We start from the raw sequence: 19,533 nt of genomic DNA, 5'->3' as shown, positions 1-19,533 counted from the left end.
AGAGGCGGCATCGTCTGATCGGCGGTGATTAGAATTTCATGCTTGCGGAAATTTTGACGTTGCGGCCGGGCTCATACAGGGTCGCGGCACTGGTGCGATATTTCTGATCGAGGATGTTATCGACACCAAAATTGACGGTCAGGCCGTTAACAACATCATCCGCATGCCAGTTGGCAAACAGATCAAACGTCGCATAGCCATCGCGCTCATCTTCGTCGTCGGGAACACGGTTTTGTGCGTCAACCATGTTGGCACGACCGCCAACTTCGACACCCTCGTCAACAAAGCGGTATCCACCGGAAACTGAAACCTTATCGCCAGAAATATTGGACAGATATTCACCGGTTCGCGCGTTTTCGCCGCGAATACGGGCTGCGGCAAGACCCGCAAAAACAACACCGGTGTCATAGGTCAACTCGGCCTCAAAGCCCTTGATTTCGGCTTCTGGCAAGTTGCTGCTGCTTGTCGTGCCCCCGGCAATGTCGGTCGACTGTTCGATGTAATCTTCGACCTTGTTGCGGAAGTACGAAACCTTTGCCCGCACGGCATCGCCGCCAACGATCAGGTCATCAGCCTTGAAGTTTGTCCCAAATTCCCAGGTTTTCGCGGTTTCGGCATCAAGGTTTGGGTTCGGGACAAAGAAGTTGTTATTGCCCGGCCCCATCGAGAAATGGAGCCCGTCATTATAAAGCTGATTGAGCGTCGGGGCATTGAAGGCCTCGGCATAGCTGACATAAGGCTGCATCCAGCTTGTCACCCGATAGCTGGCCGAGAAGCGTGGGGAAACGGCCTGATCGGTGCGATCTTCCTGTCCGTCTGCCGAAAGATCAAAGGAATCGAACCGGACCCCTGCGCCGAGTTCGAGGCGCTCGGTCACCGCATAGGTGTTGTCGATATAAACACCGGAAATCAGCATTTCCGCATCCGGGTACCAACCCGGTGTTGGCTCCCCATCCCGGCGCCCTTCCTGACTGTCGCGGAAAACCTCGCCACCGATCGTTGTGAAAAGCTCCCCGCTGCCAAGGTCAAAACGGACGGTGTTGCTGCCTTCCAGACCAACTGTCTGAAGTTCGCGCCGGTCGTCGCGACCATCACTGATGCGGACTTCATGGATGTCGTTGTCCATGCCATACAGCCGGACTTCTGCATCGACCCAGTCATTGGCACTGTCATCGTATTCATACCCAACAACAGCCGTGGTCTGGGTACTTTCACGGTCCGTCAGATTGGAAGTGCTGGTGCCATCGGGTGCAGAGGGTAATTCATGATCATCGCTATATCTTTGAAGCGACAGGGTCAGGCGACTGACATCATTGATATCAAGCCCGGCCTTGAACAACCCATTGATGTAATCATCGTCGGTATAGGCTTGCTCTTCACCGTTACCGGCCTCGAAATCATCGGTGTTCTTGCGCGTCACACTGACAAGAATGTCGGAATTGTCGGTCGGGCGACCATACGCCATGCCGTTCCATGTCATCCCGTGATCCACAGAGGTATAACCAGCTTTGACGCGTGCACCGATATTTTGACCGGGTTCAAGCATGTCATTGGCATCGACTGTTGTTAAAGCCAACACACCGCCAAGTGCCCCCGTCCCCTGCATGGTCGATGCCGGGCCGCGATACACCTCAACCTGCTTTACGACCTCAGGATCAATAAACAGACCGCCTTTGTGCCCGACATTCAGGTTTGCCCGCGCCCCATCGACCCGGATGACAACCCGGTTGTCTGTCAGGCCGCGAATGATCGGCATCTGAACTGTGCTGCGCGGACCACCAGAAACCTCGACACCGGGCATCCCGCGCAGGATATCGCCAAGATTATCTGGCTGACGGCGTTGGAGTTCTTCCTGATCGACAATCGAAATCGATGCCGGGGCATCAATCACCGATGTGCCTGTTTTGCTGGCCGTGACCGAAATCGCATCCAGCACAATTGTCCGTTCCGGCACGGATTGCGCCGCGTCATCGGATGTCTGATCGACGGTTGTTTTTGGTGTTTCGTCGGTGGCGTCCTGAGCGTGCGCTGAAACGCAAAGCGCAAGAATGGATACTGACGCCATAAGCAGGCGCGCAGAAGTGCTTCGAACCATGATGTTCCCCTGTAAGGCAGCTTTGGACCATTTTTGGCTGGCTGGCTGGCTTGTGCAGGGCACTGGCGCGCTGGCTGGCGGAAGGTGTTATGTTGAAAAGGATCGCGTCGTCGGACGCTGTTATTTCGTAAGGATCAGTTTGTTATTCGATGTCAGGCGCAGGTGATATTCATCCCCCTGATGAATAATGATGATTTCCCGATCATCCCCCATCAACTCGGTGATTTGCATGTATTTGACCGCGCCGGATTTGTCATTTTTTGACGGTCTGGCTGCGATGTGGGGCATCGCAAACTCCTTATCTATTTCTAATGTAATTGATAATGATTTGCATTCTATATTCTTGTTGCGAATGCAAGTCAAGAACACCTTGTGATGATTGTCACACACACCAAAACACCCCGGCATGGATCACTTCATGCCGGGGTGTTTTATCTCTGGTCACGCAGTGCGCGGTTTTATTCTCCGCCGATTTTCTCGGGCGACCCGGCACGCATGGCGGCACATATCTGGATCGCAACCACAACAAACAGGAAGTAAAGGGCAACCTGCCAATCGCCCAAAAGATCATGCAACGCCCCGAACAAAACCGGACCAATGGCCGCAAACAAATAGCCGACCGACTGGGCCATGCCGGAAAGACGGGCCGAGGTTTGCGGATCCGCCCCGCGCATCCCAACCAGCGTCAGGGCAATACTGATCATGCTGCCCTGACCAAGACCAAGACAGACCGCCCAAAGATACGGCAATTCAGTCGTGGCAAAGACAAAGCCTGGCACCGCAATGATCAAGGGAATGTGCAAGCACAACATCGCCAGTTTTTTATTGCGGAACTTCGAATAGATCAGCGGGGCGGCAAAGGCGGCCGGAATGCCAAACACGTTAAAAAGGGTCAAAAGCGTTGCGGCTTCGGCCTCGGAAATGCCGCTGTCGATGAAGACCTTGGCCACCCACGCCGTGCCGGTGTAAAACATCAAGGACTGACACCCGAAAAACAGTGCCAGCCACCAGGCTTCGACATTTTTCCACAGCGATATTTTGACCAGAGATGCCGGCGCAACCGCCTTATGGCGATAACGCAACATCGGCAGCCAGCAGATAAAGGCAATCGCTGCAAACACCGCCCAGATACCAAGTGACCAGCGCCAATCCCCATCGGCCGCGTTGCGGATCGGAATGGAAATAAACGCCGCAACTGTCGCCCCGGTCGACATGGTGAAAGTGTAAAGTGCTGTCACCAGTGCCACACGGGTCGGAAAGCTTCGGCGCACCAACGATGGGGTCAGAACATTCAAAACGGCAATCGCCGCCCCCAAAATGATCGTGCCAACCACCATGATGTCATAGGCACCACTGGCGCGCAGCCCCTGCCCGACGGCAATGAAAAACAGCATCGCCAGCAAAGTCGCCTCAAGCCCGAATTTTTGCCCCAGCCGGGGGGCAAAGATCGACAAAACCCCGAAACTCAATACCGGCAAGGTCGTTAGAAGACCAAGCTGGGTTCCCGAAAGCGCAAGATCGGTTCCGATAATCTCGGCCAGCGGGCCAAGACCGACAATGCTGCCGCGCATATTGGCTGCCAGAAGCAGGATCGCGATCAGAAACCCGATATGGGCACCAAGGCGATGAAACCCGCGCCCGGCATTATTTTGCGGTTCATCCGTGGGGGCAGTTTTGTCAGTCATCGGGGGGCTCCGTCTGGATCTGGGATGATCCGGGTAAGGTCGAGGGGTGGCGCGCATGACCATACTGGCTTGCACAGATTGAATGCAACAGGTTCTGGAAACGGTCTTGGCTATGGTGTTGGCAATGGTCTTGACCCTGTGGTCTGATCCGAATGCGCTGTGCGTTAAATCTGATCGATTGTGCCGACGTGAGCTTTCTGTGACCCGAAATTCCTTGCATCGTCTGTCTCCCTGAGATGCGGCCAAACGCAAAAAACCCGCAAAACATGATGTCTTGCGGGGTGCGGTGCAGGCGGTTTTGTCCTGTTGATTTGTCCCTTATGTCACAAACAAAAGAACAAATCAAGAACTTTTTGGAAATTCAAGCATCACCGCACCGGGGACAGCAACAGAAACAGCGTGATATCAGCCTGTCTCAAGGCCCTGCATCACGGTCCGAGCATCATGCATGGAGCTTATAAAACCACACCCCACAAAACACGCAGGGCAACGACAACAAACAAAACCGCGATGATGCGTTCAATCCATGCGGCATGGTCACGCAACCACGGTAAAACCGCCCCATGCGAAAGCCCGATCGCCACCAGACAATACCAGCCCGCATCAATCGCCGCAGCGGTGAATGCCAGCAAAAACTTGCCGCCCCATTCAAATTCCGGCGAGACAAACTGGCTGAACAATGCCAGGAAAAACAACGCGATCTTGGGATTGAGAAACGCGATCATGAACCCGTCGCGTGCGGCCTGCGTCAACGACCCGGACAGTTGCCCGGCTCCTTCGACATTGAACTTTTCCCCCGACCCGGCTGCACGCCATGCCTTGATGGCAAGCCAGATCAGATATAGCGCGCCGAGAATGCTGACCGCATTATGAAACACTGGCACGGTTTGAAACAGGATACCAAGGCCGGTCATGGTGATGACGGCATAAAACCCGATGCCCACCCCATGGGCCAGCGCACAGGCAAAACCGGCCTGTCGCGATTGACCAACCGAATAGCGCAACACAACCGCAAGGCTCGGCCCCGGTGTCATTGCCCCCAGAACACAGATGGTTGCAACCGACAACCACGCCGCAAAGCTCATGACGTTTCCTTTGAATGGTGCGGGCACTTTGTCCCGCAATGTATCGCGACGTTCTGCCAGCTTTAATTGACCGCAAAGCTATCTTTTTGGCTGAACCGTTTCAACGGAAATGAAGCGCCGGATCATGCACAAGCATCTCCCCCTGTCATCGACTGCAAAACAGGGTTCAAAGTGTTGCTTTGACAAGCAAAACGCCCTTTTTACGCGGCACATTTGACGTTTCATGCATCTGGCCTCATCGGCTTTTCCCTAAAACAATCGCCAATTCAAACACTTAATGTATTTTGCCTTTGGATCGCCTTATCTGCCCGATTTTCCGCGCAAAGGCGCCCAACCCTGTTCCCAATTCTGGTTCAGCCTGTCGCAATGACACGGGTTAAAACAAACGGGAAGGGTATCGAAAATGCGACAGGCAGCCATGATCGTCGTCCTTGCAGGTGCGCTGGGCCTTTCGGGTTGTAGCGGCCTGAATGACCGTAATCAGAAAATGCTAAGCGGTGCGGCAATTGGTGCGGGTGTCGGTGCGGTCGGAACCGTTCTTACCGGCGGGTGTGTTACCTGCGGCACGGTGATTGGCGGGGCGGTCGGCACAGGTGTCGGTTACATCATGCATGAAAACGAAGAGGCCCGAAAATGATCAAGAAGATCATCCTGATGGCAGCCGCGATAAGTCTTTCAACGCCGGTCGCCATCCCCTCAACGGCGAAAGCCGATCCGCCGCCATGGGCCCCCGCACATGGGTACCGTGACAAGCATGCCTCAAAGCATGGCCATAAGCGGCACTATGACCGTGATTATCGCACGAGCCGGGGGGATTTGTTTGTTCCGGACGGCAATTTCCTGCGCTGTAACCGCGATGTGATTGGCGCGATTGTTGGCGGGGGTGCGGGCACCGCACTTGGATCAACTATTGGTAAGGGTGATGGCCGGGATGCCGCAATGATTGGCGGCGCCATTCTTGGCCTATTGGGTGGGTATGCCCTTGGTCAGAACCTTGATCAGGCCGACAGTGCCTGTACCGGTTATGCCCTGAAGCAGGTTCCAGACGGGCAATCAGTCCATTGGCGCAATCCGGAGTCGGGCCAACCATATCAGATGGTCCCGCAACGCAGCTGGGAAACCAGCGAAGGCCGTTATTGCCGCGAGTATACCGCGACCACCGTCATCAGCGGAAAACGACAGGAAAGCTATGGCACGGCCTGTATGCAGCCTGACGGATCGTGGCAGATTGTCTCGTAATCACGCGCCCCCTGATCAGATTACATAACGGCTATTTATGTTTCAAAAGCCCGGCAACGCCGGGCTTTTTTGCATTCCGAAGCAGATGTTTTTCATCTTAAAATTGTTAAATTTCAAAGCTCTATTCGTTATATTCCTCCCTCTATCGTAATTTGTTTTACGTTAACGTCACATTCCGTTACAGTTGAGCCACAATCATAAAAAAACATCGTCTTTAAGAGGGAGGCGTTCGTGGATGACATCCTCGAAACCGTAAAACAGAAACTGCCGCAGTTGCGCGGCCTGAATGCTGTTGTCGCATTTGATTGCGGCGATGACGGTCAGATTGTGGTCGATGCCACCGGTGACGAGCCGGAAATCACCGATGATGACCTGTCGGATGCGGATTGCATTCTGAAAATCAAAAAAGCCAACCTCGAAAAACTGATCAACGGAAAACTCGATCCGATGCTGGCCTTCACCATGGGCAAGCTCAAGATCAAGGGATCCATGGGAGTTGCGGCGAAATTATCGTCCATGCTGGACTGATCTGTTCTACGGGGGAACACCATGCGGAACCGCGTCTTAAAACGCACCGTATCGGCTTTGGCGGCAGGATCTGTCGCCCTTCTTATGGCGTCATCGGCTTATGCTGGTGACATCCTGAATTTCCGCGTTCTTAAGGACGGGGAACCGATTGGCTATGAGAAAGTCGACATCACCCAAACGGCAAATGGCCGCACGGTTGAGGTTGAAACCCTGACCGATGTCCGGGTGCTGTTTCTTCAATTCCACTATGACCACCAGCGGACCGAGCAATGGCACGGCAATCAACTGGTATCGGTCAAAACCACCACCAATGATGACGGCACACACTACACCTATCAGGCGGACTATCAGGCAGATTGCTATGATGTTGCCGGAAAAGGTGTCGGGAAGCGCAATGCCTGTGACGGCGCCTGGCCACTGACCTTGTGGCTTGAAGACGTCACCGCCAAATCGCATCTCTATAGCGTCATCAACGCCGAACCTTATGCGGTGCAAATCAACAAGGTCGGCGACGAAAAACTGAGGATCGAAAACCGGGAAACACCGGCGACCCATTACGAAATGTCCGGCGATGTCGAACGCGACCTTTGGTATGGCAGCGACGGATATCTTCTTAAAACCAGTTTTAAAAGAAAGGGTTACGACATCGATTTTGTTCGGGTCGATGCGATAGCCCTTCAAGAATGACAGCGGGCGCTTTGGTCACAGAAATTAAAGCGTTTTACGATTAAGGGAGAAACTTTATGTCCAAGTTCAAGAAAGGCTGCCTCTGGGGGGCGGCATCGGGTACCGCACTTCTATGTGCGCTTGCCACCGCCAGCACCGCACAGGCATCTGGTTTTCAAGTGCGCGAAACAAGTGGCACGCTGCAGGGTTCGAGTTTTGCGGGTATGACAACGCTTTCCATTGATGCGTCAACAATGGCCTACAACCCCGGCACTGTCGGTCAATACGATGAAACGTCTTACAGCGCAGGTGCGACACTCATCGTACCTGTTGCAAAAGCAAAGAATATTGTCGCAACGGATGGCGCGCTTACCTCCATTGCCCAAACGGGTGGTGGCTATAAGGATATGGCGGAGGATGCTGTCGTACCGTATGCACATGCCGTCTGGAAACTGAATGACCAACTTAACTTGGGCGTTTCAGTTACCTCGCCGTGGGGACTTGTGACAGACAACGATTCTGATTTTGCTGGACGTTTTTATGGAACAACGTCGAAAATCAAAACCGTCAACATCAAACCGGTTGTTGCCTATCGATTTGACAATGGCCTGTCCATCGGTGCAGGTCCGCAAGTCCAACGCTTCGAAGCGACGCTTAAAAAGGCAGTCCCGGCATTGGGTGGCGCAAAAGCCGAGGGCAACTCGACACTTAACGGTGACGATATCGGCTACGGCTGGACAGCCGGTTTAAACTGGGAACTCACCGACAGCACTAACATCGGTTTGTCCTACAACTCGGAGATCGAGCATAAACTGGAAGGCACGATCAAGTTCGATAGTGCCGCCAAAGGGCTTGTAACGCCTTACACTGATCGTAACACGACAGCAAAAATCACGACCCCGGAAGCCATTGCGTTTGGTCTTTCCCATGACATAACTGATCAATGGACGGTTATGGGAGATGTCCAATGGACCAACTGGAACTCGGTCGACTCTTTGGTGTTTCAGTATGATGGCTTAATCAACTCATCACTCGCATCAAGCAGCAGCACCACAGAAGATTACAGCTGGGGAAGCTCATGGTTCGGCGCACTTGGTGCACGTTATCAGTACGATGAAAATTGGGCATTCACCGGCGGTATTGCCTATGACGAAACCCCAATCAAGACACGTAACCGAAATGTTCGCTTGCCGGACTCCGATCGCTATTGGGTTTCATTGGGCACCACCTACAAGGTGGCCGATTGGGTTGATGTGAACCTTGGGTACACGCACATTTTCGCGCAAACGGCACGTGTCGATCATACGTCGACCACCCTTGGCAACTTTGCTGCGGACTACGAAGCCAACGTCGACATCATCGCCCTGCAGGCGAACTTCAAGTTCTGATCTGCTATACTGTTCGGTACGGGGCGGCGATGCCGTCCCGTCCGGGTTGCTTTTTTTTGCCCGCAAAGTGACGTTAACGTAATGGAGTTAACGCGAATGAACCAGATGAACGTTCAAGAATCCCCGACCCTGATCAATGGCGTTGACGTAAGCTCGCCGGTTTACACCTGCCCGGTTCATGAGATTTTCGACCGGGCCGCAGCACGTTTTCCCAACCGTCCCTGTCTTGATTTTCTGGGTCGGATTTACGATTACAAAACCATCAAGGATCAGATTGACCGCGCCGCCGAGGGTTTCAAGCAGCTTGGCATCCGCAAAGGCGACAAGGTTGGTTTGTGCCTGCCCAATACGCCGTATTATGTGGTGTGTTACTACGCCATCCTGAAATGCGGCGGCGTGGTCGTCAATTTCAATCCGTTATATGCCAAACGCGGCATTGCCTATCAGATTGAGGATTCCGGCTGTCGCCTGATGGTGACGTTGAACCTTAAACAGATTTATCCCAAGGTCGCGGCCTGTCTGGATCAGACCTGTCTGAAACGGATTGTCGTTTGCGAAATGAGCGACATCCTGCCCCCGATCAAAAGCGTGCTGTTTTCACTGTTCAAGCGCAGCGAACTGGCCGACGTCCCGACCGACCTGCGTCACATCCCCTATGACCGTGTCATTGGCTGCAAGCCGATGGAGGGTGCGGTTGATGTCGCCGTCGATGATCTGGCGGTATTGCAATATACCGGCGGCACCACTGGTCGCCCCAAGGGGGCCATGCTGACCCATGCGAACCTCAGTGCCAATGTTGATCAGCTGACCCGCTGGATGCCCGACGCCAATCCGGGGCATGAAGTCACCTTGTGCGTCCTGCCGTTCTTCCATGTTTTTGCCATGACCGTGGCGCTTAATACATCGGTCAATCTGGGTGCGGAACTCGTGTTGCAGCCGCGCTTTGAACTCGATGCGTTGCTTAAGGCACTTGATAAGAAAAAGGCGACGATCTTTCCCGGTGTACCGACCATCTATACGGCGATCAACAATTCGGACGAAACGCCAAAGCATGACTTGTCGCACATCCGGTGCTGTATTTCCGGCGGGGCGCCGCTTCCTGTTGAAGTCAAACACCGGTTTGAAGAAATCACTGGATCGAAAGTCGTTGAAGGATATGGCCTGACCGAAGCCAGCCCGGTTTGCACCTGCAACCCGGTCAAGGGCAAAAACAAGGAAGGATCCATCGGCCTGCCAATGCCCGGTGCAGAGATCAAAATCCGCTCGCTAGAAAATTCCGATCAACCCGTGCCACTGGGTGAAAAGGGCGAGGTGTGCGTTCGGGGTCCAAACGTCATGCCGGGATACTGGCAAAATGCGGCGGCCACCGAGGAAACCTTTGTCGACGGATGGCTCCGCACAGGCGACGTCGGCTATCAGGATGAGGATGGATATACCTTCCTTGTTGATCGGTTGAAGGACGTCATTCTGTGTAGTGGATACAACGTCTATCCCCGCGCAATTGAAGAAGCCCTTTATCTGCATGAACAGATCGCCGAGGTCACCTGCATTGGCGTGCCCGATCCCTATCGCGGGCAGGCACCAAAGGCGTTTGTCCGTCTGAAGGATGGCGTAACAGATGTCACCGCCGAAGATTTGCGAGCATTCCTTGATGATAAAATTTCGCGAATCGAAATGCCGCGCGAGATTGAAATCCGTGAAGAACTTCCCAAAACCATGGTCGGCAAATTGTCGAAAAAAGAGCTGGTTGAGGAAGAACGCCTAAAACGTGAGGGAACACATCAATAAATTCAATGCGTTAACGTCACATCACACATAGAGAAAAAATCAATGTGACGTTAACGTAAACTAATTGACGTTAAGTGAAAAATAGATACCATGGGGGGCGAGAACATGACGAAATTAGACGACCGGTTTTACACCGTGCCGGAACTGGCCGCTGATCTTGGCATCACGCCACGCACCATTCGGTTTTACGAACAAAAGGGTCTCGTAAATCCGCAACGTGCAGGCACCACACGGGTTTATACCCGGCAGGATCGCGCCAAGATGCTGATCATTCTGCGCGGCAAGCGACTGGGGTTCAGCCTGCGCGAGATCGCTGATTATCTTGATCTCTATGGCGCGGATCCCACCCAGTCAGAGCAGATCAGAATGCTGCTTGGCCGGGTTCGGGAACGGATTTCGGATCTGGAAGAACAACGCCAGGCCCTGGACGTCACATTGGATGAACTGCGCGACATCGAACAACAATCGATTGATGCGCTTGAAGAAAAAGGACTCGAACCGGTTTCGTAATGATACCCGGACAGAGGACAGCTCAGGAAGGAAGACATCGCCATGACCAACGCCGTAATTGCCGGATATGTCCGCTCACCCTTTACCCCCGCCCGCAAAGGGGCTCTTGCCAAGGTCCGTCCTGACGACCTTGCGGCACAGGTTGTCAAAGGTCTGGTCGAAAAGACCGGGATCGATCCCAAAGACATCGAAGACCTGATCCTTGGCTGTGCCTTTCCCGAGGGCGAACAGGGCTTTAACGTTGCCCGTCTGGTGACCTTTTTGGCCGACCTGCCGCGCTCGGTCGCGGGGGTTACCGTCAACCGGTTCTGTGGGTCATCGATGCAGTCGATCCATCAGGCGGCGGGTGCCATCGCGATGGGTGCCGGGGATGTCTTTATCTGTGCCGGTGTCGAAAGCATGACGCGTGTGCCGATGATGGGCTTTAACCCGTTGCCCAACCCGGATTTGTATAAGGAAATGCCCGAGGCCTATATGGGCATGGGCGATACGGCTGAAAATGTTGCGGCGAAATACAGCCTGTCGCGCGCCGATCAGGAAGCCTTCGCGGTTGAAAGCCACAAACGGGCGGCATCCGCACAGGTGGCTGGCAAATTCACCGATGAAATCATCCCGATCCAGACCAAGGACGGCGTTGTTTCCGAAGATGGCTGTATCCGCGCTGAAACCACCGCGCAAAGCCTTGCCGACCTGAAACCGGCATTCAAGGCTGATGGTGTTGTGACGGCGGGCACGTCTTCGCCGCTGACCGACGGGGCATCGGCGGTTCTGGTCTGCTCGGAAGACTATGCAAAAAAACACGGCCTGACCCCGCTTGCGCGGATCAAATCGGTTGCAGTTGATGGGTGCCTGCCTGAAATCATGGGCATTGGCCCGGTGGGTGCCTCGAAAAAGGCCCTGTCGCGTGCCGGCCTTTCCGCATCCGACATTGATGTCACCGAACTAAACGAGGCGTTCTCGTCCCAAGCCATGGCCAGCATTTCCGACCTTGGTCTGGATGGGGCAAAGGTCAATATCGACGGTGGTGCGCTGGCCCTTGGTCATCCGCTGGGTGCCACGGGTGCGCGTATTGTCGGTAAGGCCGCAGCCATCCTGAAACGTGATGGCGGCAAATACGCCCTTGCATCGCAATGCATTGGCGGGGGTCAGGGGATCGCGACCATTCTGGAGGCGATGTAATGCCCAACGTAACATCAGACATCAAACAGGTTGCCGTGATCGGCGCCGGTGTTATGGGGGCGTCGATTGCCGCCCATATCGCCAATTCCGGGACCCCGGTCCTGTTGCTTGATATCGTTCCCGACGGGGCCAAAAACCGCAATGCGGTGGCCGAGGGTGCGGTTGCCAAAATGCTAAAAACCGATCCGGCCCCGTTCATGTCCAAACGGGTCGCCAAACTGATCACATGCGGCAATATCGACGATGACCTTGATAAAATTGCCAAATGTGACTGGATCATCGAGGCCGTCATTGAACGCCTTGATATCAAGCAGGACCTGTATCGTAAAATCGATGCCGTCCGTGCCAAGGGATCGGTGATTTCGTCAAATACTTCGACCATTCCGCTGGCCACCCTGATTGACGGGATGGATAAGACGTTCGCGCAGGACTTCATCATCACCCACTTCTTTAACCCGCCGCGCTATATGCGTTTGCTGGAACTGGTGGGATCGGATGCGACCCGTGATGGCGTGATCGACATGGTTGCCGATTTTGCCGATCGCAAACTGGGCAAGACCTGTGTGACCTGCCACGATGAGCCCGGCTTTATTGCCAACCGTCTTGGCGTCTACTGGATTCAGGCCGCCATGGTCGAGGCGATGGACCGTAAGTTGACCGTCGAAGAAGCCGACAGCGTCATTGGCCGCCCATTTGGCATTCCCAAAACCGGGGTGTTTGGCCTGATGGATCTGGTGGGTCTTGATTTGATGCCCCATGTGCAATCCAGCATGGCGGGTGCGCTTGATAAATCCGATCCGTTCCACGCCATTTACCGCGAAAGTGAACTGGTCAGCACCCTGATTGCCGATGGCTATACCGGGCGTAAGGGCAAGGGCGGCTTTTACCGCCTGAACCGCGATGGTGGCGGGAAAGTCAAAGAATCGGTTGATCTGCAAACCGGTAAATTTTCCACATCCGAAAAGGCCCGTGTTTCAAGCGTGCGTGCGGCGGGCAAAGACCCGCGTAAAATGATGGAAGCAACCGACAAGGGCGGTCAATATGGTCGCGCTGTCATGGGCAAGACCCTTGCCTATGCCGCCTTTATTGCCGAGGTCGCGGCCAATTCGATTGTCGATGTCGATGATGCGATGAAGCTTGGCTATGCATGGAAAACCGGCCCGTTTGAGCTGATTGATGCCATTGGCGTTGATGTGCTGATTTCGATGCTTGAGGAAGACGGCGTTGACGTCCCGCCATTGCTTAAAAAGGCGGCGGGCAAATCGTTCTATAAGGTCGAAGACGGACAGCTTTTCTATCTTGGCTTTGACGGGGAATATACCGCTGTCACCCGCCCGGATGGGGTCATCCTGCTTGAAGACATCAAACGCAAATCCGAACCGGTTGCCGGAAACCGCGCCGCATCGCTTTGGGATATTGGCGATGGGGTTGCCTGTCTTGAATTCCATACCAAAATGAACGCGCTTGATGCCGACGTGCTTGGTGCGATCAAAACATCGATCCGGACTGTCAAAAAGCAGTTCAAGGCGATGGTGATCTATAACGAAGGCAGCAATTTCTCCGCCGGGGCGAACCTTGGTCTGGCATTGTTTGCCGCCAATATCGCCGCATGGCCAGAGATTGAGAATCTGGTTGAAACCGGTCAGGAAACCTACAAGGCGCTTAAATATTCACCCTTCCCGGTTGTTGGCGCGCCAAGTGGTCTTGCCCTTGGTGGTGGCTGTGAGGTTCTGCTTCATTGTGATGCGGTTCAGGCGCACGGCGAAACCTATATCGGGTTGGTTGAACCCGGTGTCGGCCTGATCCCGGCATGGGGCGGATGTAAGGAAATGATCCGTCGCTGGACGGAAAATCCGAAATTCGTCAAAGGCCCGATGGCCCCAAGTGCCAAGGCGTTTGAAATCATCTCGGTCGCGACCGTTGCCAAATCGGCGATGGAAGCCAAGGAAAACCTGTTTTTCCGCGAATCAGACGGCATCACCATGAACCGCAACCGGTTGCTGGCCGATGCCAAGCAACGTGCCCTTTCGATGGTCGAGGACTACGAAGCGCCCGAGGAGTTCACCTATCGCCTGCCCGGTGAAAGTGCCCGTGTGGCGTTTGAAATGGCGGTCGATGGTTTCCACCGTCTTGGCAAGGCCACCGATTACGACCGTGTCGTGGCCGGGGAACTGGCAAAGGTCCTTTCGGGCGGCGATACCGACGTCACCGAAGAACTGTCCGAAGACGACATGCTTGAAATGGAACGCGAAGGTTTCATGCGGCTGGTCCGCAATGAAGGCACCATGGCCCGGGTCGAGCATATGTTGCTGACCGGCAAGCCGTTGCGGAATTAAGGACGAGGAGACGGAAAATGGCAGAATATAAAGCACCCTTACGCGACATGCGCTTCGTCCTGACCGAGCTGTTTGATTATAACGACATCAATCAGATGCCCGGTTGCGAGGATTTCACCCCCGACGTTGTCGATGCGGTTCTCCAAGAAGCCGCCAAGGTCTGTGAAGAAGTCCTCTATCCGATCAACCGGTCGGGCGATGAGGAAGGCTGTCACTGGGATGACGGGGTCGTTACGACCCCCAAAGGTTTCAAGGAAGCCTATAAAACCTTTGCCGAAGGTGGCTGGACCGGCATTGCCTGTGACCCGACCTATGGCGGGCAAGGTGCGCCAAAATCGATCAATGCGCTGGTCGAAGAAATCATATGTTCGAGCAACCTGTCCTTTGGCATGTATCCCGGCCTGTCCTTTGGCGCCTATGCCGCCCTGCACAGCCACGCATCAGACGCATTGAAGGATAAATTCCTGCCCAAAATGGTCGAAGGTACGTGGGCGGGCACCATGTGCCTGACCGAACCGCATTGCGGGACCGATCTTGGTATTATCAAATCCAAGGCCGAACCGCTTGATGACGGGTCTTATGCAATCACCGGGACCAAGATTTTCATCTCGGCAGGCGAGCATGACCTGACCGAAAACATCATCCATCTGGTACTGGCAAAACTGCCCGATGCGCCCAAGGGCACCAAAGGTATTTCGCTGTTTCTGGTGCCGAAATTCATGGTCGGGAATGATGGATCACTGGGCGATCGCAACGCGGTCAAATGTGGTTCGATTGAACACAAGATGGGCATCAAGGCATCATCGACTTGTGTGATGAACTTTGACGGTGCAGTTGGCTATCTGGTGGGCGAACCCCATCAGGGCATGCCCGCGATGTTCACCATGATGAACCAGGAACGCCTGTCGGTCGGTATTCAGGGGCTTGGTCTTGGCGAGGCGGCCTATCAGGGCGCGCGCGCCTATGCCAAGGACCGTCTTCAGGGCCGTGCGCTCACGGGGGCGAAATCGCCTGACAAGGCGGCTGATTCAATCATTGTGCATCCCGATGTGCGCCGCATGTTGCTAACAGCCAAGGCCACCAATGAAGGCTGTCGGGCGATGGGCATGTGGGTCGCACGCGCCCTTGATACCGCCAAACATCACGATGACCCGGTCAAACGCGAAGAGGCAGACGAATTTGTTCAGCTGATGACCCCGATTGTCAAAGCCCTGTTTACCGATTGGGGTTTTGATAACGCCAATCTGGGCGTGCAGGTCTTTGGCGGGCATGGCTATATCCGCGAATGGGGCATGGAACAATATGTCCGTGATGCCCGCATTGCCCAGATTTACGAAGGCACAAACGGCATTCAGGCCCTTGATCTTGTCGGGCGTAAAATGCCGGCCAAGGCAGGCCGTTACCTGCGCCGGTTCTTCCACCCGGTACAGGAATATATCGAAGCCAACGTATCGAACGGGGAACTGGGCGATTACGTTCAGCCGCTGGCCAAGGCGTTCATGCGCCTGCAACAGATCACGGGTGAACTGGCCCAGCGCGGCATGAAAAACCCCGATGAAGCCGGGGCCGCCGCATCTGAATTCCTGCGTCTGTTTGGCTTGGTCGCGGTTGGCTTTATGTGGGCTCGCATGGCTGAAATCGCACTGGCCAAACGCGATGATGACCCGGACGGGTTCTATAAGGCCAAGCTGATCACGGCGAAATTCTATATGGAACGGGTTTTGCCGCAATCAGGGGCGCTGTTTAGCCAGATGATGTCGGGGTCGCGCAACATGATGGCACTTGATGAGGAGCTTTTCTGATCATGGCATCGGACCGCATTGAGGATAACAGGGCATCCATGCCCGGAGGCATGTCGTGAACCTTATTTTCCGACTGATCCGGGTATTGATCCTGTCGCTGGTGCGGTCCCGTCTTGATCCGCTGGATCCATCTGTTTTGCATTTCCGGGCGTGGCCTTTTGATCTCGACATCAACGTGCATATGACCAATTCGCGGTATTTTGCGCTGATGGACCTTGGCCGGACCGAGCTTATTTTGCGCAATGGCATCGCCAAACAGATGTTTAAACGCAAATGGCAGCCGGTGGTATCGGGCTCCACCATGCGGTTTAAACGCGCCATCAAACCGTTTCAGAAGTTTGCTGTGGAAACCCACGCACTTTATTGGGATGACAAGGGTTTTTATCTTGAACAACGCTTTGTTGCGAACGGAAAAACCCTTGCCCTTGGTGTTGTAAAGGCGGTGTTTGTTGGCCCCGAAGGCATCATCCGGCCCGAAGAAATTTGCCGTCTTGTTGGTGCGGATGAAACATCGCCACTGATGCCCGACTGGCTTTCGGGCTGGCCGGATATGGAAAGTGCGATTGAAGCACGCCTTGCGGCCTGATGCACAGGTAACACAGAAAGAAAACCGGGCAAAAGCCCGCGGGAGGAAGTCACATGGCATCGAATGACGCCGTTTTGCTGTCGATAACCGATGAAATCGCCACCATCACGCTCAACCGGTCTGAGCGGATGAACGCGCTTGATCAGGCCATGGTCGCCGGACTGTCCGACGCCCTTGATCAGATCGAAGCTGACATCACCAATATCGGTGCGATCATCATCGAAGGATCGGGCGGGACCTTTATGGCCGGTGGCGATGTGAAATTCTTTTATCAGATGGCCCAAACCCCCACCAATGAAGCCCGCCCGCTGATCGAAACCATGATTGGCGGCGTGCACGACATTATTGCCCGCATTCATGCCCTGCCCCGTCCTGTGGTGGCAAAGCTTGAAGGGGCTGTTGCCGGATTTGGTATCAGTCTGATGAATGCCTGTGACCTTGCGGTTGCCGCCGAGGATACGGTTTTCACCCTCGCCTATATCCATATCGGCACATCCCCCGACGGGGGCGCGACCCATTCGCTGACCCGGTTGGTCGGCATGAAGAAGGCCAAGGAAATTGCCCTTTTGGGGGATCGGTTTGGTGCGGAGGAGGCCCTTGATTACGGCTTGATCAACCGGGTGGTTCCAGCTGCGCAATTGCCATCGGCCACCGCGAAATATGCCACCCGTCTGGCCAATGGCCCCCGCGATGCGATTGCCCGGACCAAGGCGCTGTTGAACGCCGCCCCGGAAAACGATCTTTCCACCCAACTCGCTGCTGAGGCCACATCATTTGCCGACTGTGCGGTCAGTGCCGATTTCCGCGAAGGTGTCACCGCCTTTGTCGAAAAACGCAGCCCCCAGTTTGGTAAATCATAAAAAGAATTCAGGGAAAAACATCCATGGCAAATCTTGCAGGCAAAACACTGTTCATCACCGGCGCGTCACGCGGCATTGGCAAGGAAATTGCCCTGCGCGCGGCACGTGACGGCGCCAACATCGCCGTGATTGCCAAAACCGATGAACCCCACCCGAAACTGCCCGGCACCATCCATAGCACCGTCGCCGAAATCGACGCCGCCGGTGGCAAGGGTCTGGCGCTTAAAACCGACATTCGTGAAGAAGACCAGATTGCTGCGGCGGTTGCCAAAACAGTCGAGACATTCGGCGGCATTGATATCCTGATCAACAATGCCAGTGCGATCAATCTGACCCCGACCCTGCAAACACCGATGAAACGGTTTGATTTGATGCATCAGGTCAATACACGGGCAAGCTTTGCCTGTGCGCAGGCCTGCCTGCCGCATCTGTTAAAGTCAGACAATCCCCATATCCTGACCATGTCCCCGCCGCCCAACCTGTCACCGCAATGGTTTGCCAATCACACAGCCTATACCATTTCGAAATACGGCATGAGCCTGGTGACACTGGGTCTGGCCGCCGAGTTTGCCGACGAAGGCGTTGCGGTGAATTCATTGTGGCCGGTCACCGTGATTGAAACGGCCGCCTTGAACATGATCCCCGGACTGGAACAGGGCCGTGCGCGCAAACCTGAAATTATTGCCGACGCCGCGCACGCCATCCTAACCGCGCCATCGCGCGAGGTTACTGGCGGGTTCTTTACCGACGAAGCCGTCCTTGAGGCCATCGGCATCACTGATTTTGAACAGTACAACCTGACACCGGGCAAATCGCCCTATCCGGACTTCTTCCTTGAGCTTGACCGCAACGGCAAGAACGACCCGCAGGTTGCAAAACTTCTGGAAAAACTTGGCCGCTTTCACAAAGCCGCCTGAACACCGTTTGGCGCCGAAGTAGTGTGTGCTTTGGCGTCTTGCAGGGGCCTGATTTGACCTAGGTGGTTTTATCAGGTTTCTCGCCCGCTGAACTCAACCCGCCCTTTGTGGCGGGTTCTTTTTTTGGAAATTTACCCAGAGTCAGGACCTGCTTACACAAAAAAGCACCGCCAACATATGTGGCGGTGCCAATCCTTCAGGCTTTGCATATCAACGTTGAGGGTTAAGATGAAAAAGCAAAAGAGCGAAGGATACGTTCTGTATCAGGAAGCGCGGCGCTCAAGTGTCTGGCGCGGCATTTCACATGATTTCAAACTTGGTGTCGGCAACATCATCTGAACCGACAACGCAATCGCCAGATCATGATGGGTGCGAGTCTGATCAAGAAAATGCTCTGACCAGATGCCGTCGCGATTGGCCGACAAAAAGGCACAGCGCAGCATCGAGAATTTTCCCGAACCATAGCAATCATGCTGACCGGTTACCTGTGCAAACCAGCCACCAATCGTGTCATGTGCGGCTTGATCCAGAAGGTCCTGCATGTTTGTCCGGTCATTTGCCGCAAAGCTGTCTTGCGCAAGCGCATCGCGCAGTGCTGTGACCAAGCGCTGCTTGGCGGATGCATTGGTCAAACCAAAAGACCGCAGCCAAGCATGTGCTGTATCTTCGATCAGGCGCGTCATCGCCGCCGATTCAAAAGAAGCGTAAGAAAAGCCCTGTGATGCAATGGTCAGATCAGTCATTTTTTTTGGCCCCTAAGAAGCTTAAGCAGTCATCGGTGATTAACTGTTCGTTAAGAATGATATTCACCTTAAAAAGTCGGGATATTTTGCTCAAATCTGGGCGTTTTTGTGGCGATATGTATTGTT

Annotated in this window: 18 protein-coding genes; 13 read left to right on the top strand and 5 right to left on the bottom strand. The window is 54.4% G+C overall.

Annotated features, from left to right (window positions below; all coding sequences use genetic code 11):
- Positions 1-28: 28 nt before the first annotated feature.
- The 4 genes from COO92_RS09495 to COO92_RS09480 all read right to left on the bottom strand — a co-directional run bounded on the left by COO92_RS09495 (position 29) and on the right by COO92_RS09480 (position 4,865).
- Positions 29-2,095, bottom strand: coding sequence for a TonB-dependent hemoglobin/transferrin/lactoferrin family receptor (locus COO92_RS09495; protein ID WP_101301615.1), 2,067 nt, complete (start codon positions 2,093-2,095; stop codon positions 29-31).
- Positions 2,096-2,215: 120 nt separating this feature from the next.
- Entirely contained in the window at positions 2,216-2,383 is a 168-nt protein-coding gene (hemP, locus tag COO92_RS09490; RefSeq protein WP_101301613.1) for a hemin uptake protein HemP, read from the bottom strand.
- A 170-nt stretch (positions 2,384-2,553) separates the two neighbouring features.
- Positions 2,554-3,780, bottom strand: coding sequence for a CynX/NimT family MFS transporter (locus COO92_RS09485; RefSeq protein ID WP_022732784.1), 1,227 nt, complete (start codon positions 3,778-3,780; stop codon positions 2,554-2,556).
- A gap of 455 nt (positions 3,781-4,235) precedes the next feature.
- Positions 4,236-4,865, bottom strand: a complete 630-nt coding sequence (locus COO92_RS09480; RefSeq protein ID WP_101301612.1) for a LysE family translocator — start codon at positions 4,863-4,865, stop codon at positions 4,236-4,238.
- A gap of 403 nt (positions 4,866-5,268) precedes the next feature.
- On the opposite strand from COO92_RS09480, the gene COO92_RS09475 reads away from it, so the two are divergent.
- The 13 genes from COO92_RS09475 (at position 5,269) to COO92_RS09415 (ending at position 18,664) form a co-directional block, all read left to right on the top strand.
- Complete coding sequence (locus COO92_RS09475; protein WP_022732786.1) at positions 5,269-5,502, top strand: membrane protein; 234 nt, start codon at positions 5,269-5,271, stop codon at positions 5,500-5,502.
- Entirely contained in the window at positions 5,499-6,104 is a 606-nt protein-coding gene (locus COO92_RS09470) for an RT0821/Lpp0805 family surface protein (protein ID WP_101301611.1), read from the top strand. Before COO92_RS09475 ends, COO92_RS09470 begins: the two co-directional genes overlap by 4 nt.
- A 231-nt stretch (positions 6,105-6,335) precedes the next feature.
- Positions 6,336-6,632, top strand: coding sequence for an SCP2 sterol-binding domain-containing protein (locus tag COO92_RS09465; protein WP_022732788.1), 297 nt, complete (start codon positions 6,336-6,338; stop codon positions 6,630-6,632).
- Positions 6,633-6,653: 21 nt separating this feature from the next.
- Positions 6,654-7,319, top strand: a complete 666-nt coding sequence (locus COO92_RS09460; RefSeq protein WP_101301609.1) for a DUF6134 family protein — start codon at positions 6,654-6,656, stop codon at positions 7,317-7,319.
- A gap of 56 nt (positions 7,320-7,375) precedes the next feature.
- Positions 7,376-8,686, top strand: a complete 1,311-nt coding sequence (locus tag COO92_RS09455; RefSeq protein ID WP_101301607.1) for an OmpP1/FadL family transporter — start codon at positions 7,376-7,378, stop codon at positions 8,684-8,686.
- A 96-nt stretch (positions 8,687-8,782) separates the two neighbouring features.
- Complete coding sequence (locus COO92_RS09450) at positions 8,783-10,474, top strand: long-chain-fatty-acid--CoA ligase (RefSeq protein ID WP_101301606.1); 1,692 nt, start codon at positions 8,783-8,785, stop codon at positions 10,472-10,474.
- Positions 10,475-10,579: 105 nt separating this feature from the next.
- Positions 10,580-10,984: a MerR family transcriptional regulator gene (locus COO92_RS09445; RefSeq protein ID WP_101301784.1), complete on the top strand. Its 405-nt coding sequence runs from the start codon at positions 10,580-10,582 to the stop codon at positions 10,982-10,984.
- Positions 10,985-11,026: 42 nt separating this feature from the next.
- Positions 11,027-12,163: a thiolase family protein gene (locus COO92_RS09440; protein WP_101301605.1), complete on the top strand. Its 1,137-nt coding sequence runs from the start codon at positions 11,027-11,029 to the stop codon at positions 12,161-12,163.
- Positions 12,163-14,499, top strand: coding sequence for a 3-hydroxyacyl-CoA dehydrogenase/enoyl-CoA hydratase family protein (locus COO92_RS09435; RefSeq protein WP_101301604.1), 2,337 nt, complete (start codon positions 12,163-12,165; stop codon positions 14,497-14,499). The genes COO92_RS09440 and COO92_RS09435 overlap by 1 nt, the downstream gene beginning before the upstream one ends.
- 17 nt (positions 14,500-14,516) lie before the next feature.
- On the top strand, positions 14,517-16,301 hold the full coding sequence (locus tag COO92_RS09430) for an acyl-CoA dehydrogenase C-terminal domain-containing protein (protein ID WP_101301602.1): 1,785 nt from the start codon (positions 14,517-14,519) through the stop codon (positions 16,299-16,301).
- Positions 16,302-16,356: 55 nt separating this feature from the next.
- Positions 16,357-16,887, top strand: a complete 531-nt coding sequence (locus COO92_RS09425; protein ID WP_022732796.1) for an acyl-CoA thioesterase — start codon at positions 16,357-16,359, stop codon at positions 16,885-16,887.
- A gap of 53 nt (positions 16,888-16,940) precedes the next feature.
- Positions 16,941-17,747 (top strand): enoyl-CoA hydratase, encoded by an 807-nt coding sequence (locus COO92_RS09420; RefSeq protein ID WP_101301600.1) that lies wholly within the window; start codon positions 16,941-16,943, stop codon positions 17,745-17,747.
- A gap of 23 nt (positions 17,748-17,770) precedes the next feature.
- Positions 17,771-18,664: an SDR family oxidoreductase gene (locus COO92_RS09415; RefSeq protein ID WP_022732798.1), complete on the top strand. Its 894-nt coding sequence runs from the start codon at positions 17,771-17,773 to the stop codon at positions 18,662-18,664.
- Between the two features lie 263 nt (positions 18,665-18,927).
- Here the strand turns inward: COO92_RS09415 and COO92_RS09410 are convergent, their stop codons facing one another.
- Complete coding sequence (locus tag COO92_RS09410) at positions 18,928-19,407, bottom strand: hypothetical protein (RefSeq protein WP_101301599.1); 480 nt, start codon at positions 19,405-19,407, stop codon at positions 18,928-18,930.
- Between the last annotated feature and the right edge of the window lie 126 nt (positions 19,408-19,533).

It is taken from the genome of Thalassospira lohafexi, assembly GCF_002844275.1.
Taxonomy (GTDB): Bacteria; Pseudomonadota; Alphaproteobacteria; order Rhodospirillales; family Thalassospiraceae; genus Thalassospira; species Thalassospira lohafexi.
This window is presented reverse-complemented; position numbering and strand designations above follow the sequence as displayed.

Coding starts and splice junctions, on each gene's coding strand:
- COO92_RS09460 (WP_101301609.1), top strand. CDS start 6,654: ATGCGGAACCGCGTCTTAAAACGCACCGTATCGGCTTTGGCGGCAGGA.
- COO92_RS09470 (WP_101301611.1), top strand. CDS start 5,499: ATGATCAAGAAGATCATCCTGATGGCAGCCGCGATAAGTCTTTCAACG.
- COO92_RS09415 (WP_022732798.1), top strand. CDS start 17,771: ATGGCAAATCTTGCAGGCAAAACACTGTTCATCACCGGCGCGTCACGC.
- COO92_RS09495 (WP_101301615.1), bottom strand. CDS start 2,095: ATGGTTCGAAGCACTTCTGCGCGCCTGCTTATGGCGTCAGTATCCATT.
- COO92_RS09410 (WP_101301599.1), bottom strand. CDS start 19,407: ATGACTGATCTGACCATTGCATCACAGGGCTTTTCTTACGCTTCTTTT.
- COO92_RS09475 (WP_022732786.1), top strand. CDS start 5,269: ATGCGACAGGCAGCCATGATCGTCGTCCTTGCAGGTGCGCTGGGCCTT.
- COO92_RS09440 (WP_101301605.1), top strand. CDS start 11,027: ATGACCAACGCCGTAATTGCCGGATATGTCCGCTCACCCTTTACCCCC.
- COO92_RS09485 (WP_022732784.1), bottom strand. CDS start 3,780: ATGACTGACAAAACTGCCCCCACGGATGAACCGCAAAATAATGCCGGG.
- COO92_RS09445 (WP_101301784.1), top strand. CDS start 10,580: ATGACGAAATTAGACGACCGGTTTTACACCGTGCCGGAACTGGCCGCT.
- hemP (WP_101301613.1), bottom strand. CDS start 2,383: ATGCCCCACATCGCAGCCAGACCGTCAAAAAATGACAAATCCGGCGCG.
- COO92_RS09420 (WP_101301600.1), top strand. CDS start 16,941: ATGGCATCGAATGACGCCGTTTTGCTGTCGATAACCGATGAAATCGCC.
- COO92_RS09435 (WP_101301604.1), top strand. CDS start 12,163: ATGCCCAACGTAACATCAGACATCAAACAGGTTGCCGTGATCGGCGCC.
- COO92_RS09430 (WP_101301602.1), top strand. CDS start 14,517: ATGGCAGAATATAAAGCACCCTTACGCGACATGCGCTTCGTCCTGACC.
- COO92_RS09480 (WP_101301612.1), bottom strand. CDS start 4,865: ATGAGCTTTGCGGCGTGGTTGTCGGTTGCAACCATCTGTGTTCTGGGG.
- COO92_RS09450 (WP_101301606.1), top strand. CDS start 8,783: ATGAACCAGATGAACGTTCAAGAATCCCCGACCCTGATCAATGGCGTT.
- COO92_RS09455 (WP_101301607.1), top strand. CDS start 7,376: ATGTCCAAGTTCAAGAAAGGCTGCCTCTGGGGGGCGGCATCGGGTACC.